Here is a 479-nt window from a genome sequence, read left to right as displayed (position 1 = left end):
GATAAAGATAGGTATCTATACCAGTTTCATCAATATAAACAACTGGTAAATCAGATAAGACCTCAAGAGAATCCTTGTATTGACGAACTTTTTCTGGATCCTGTTCTCTATAGCTAGTTGTTTTTTTTTAAAGTGATACCTGCCCTTTTTAAGGCTCGCCAAATAGCACTAGGTGTACAAGAAAATTCTTCTGCAATCTCTTTTAAAAAAGCATCTGGGTGTTTCTTAACAAACTTCTCAAGCTTATCTAATGGAATTTTTTTAGCTTTAGAGATTCTCTGTTTCCGATTCAAATGACCTTGTTCTTTTAATTGTTTTTCCCATACATAGAGAGTATTTGTGCTGATGTTAAATAATTTAGCTGTTTCTTTACGTGTGTGTCCTTCTTCTACATAGGCTAAAACACGTTTTCTAAAATCAATTCCGTATGCCATATCACTAGTATAGCACATACTGTTTATATCTCAAACAACTATACT

The 479-nt window shown here is 32.8% G+C and carries 1 protein-coding gene; it reads right to left on the bottom strand.

Annotation, left to right across the window (positions count from 1 at the left end; all coding sequences use genetic code 11):
- Positions 1–113 precede the first annotated feature (113 nt).
- Complete coding sequence (locus E5983_RS09460) at positions 114–434, bottom strand: IS630 transposase-related protein (protein WP_160333524.1); 321 nt, start codon at positions 432–434, stop codon at positions 114–116.
- Positions 435–479: the final 45 nt, after the last annotated feature.

It is taken from the genome of Streptococcus danieliae (assembly GCF_009767945.1).
Classification (GTDB): Bacteria; Bacillota; Bacilli; order Lactobacillales; family Streptococcaceae; genus Streptococcus; species Streptococcus danieliae.
The sequence above is the reverse complement of the archived record's forward strand: the minus strand, read 5'-3'. Positions and strand labels throughout refer to the sequence as shown.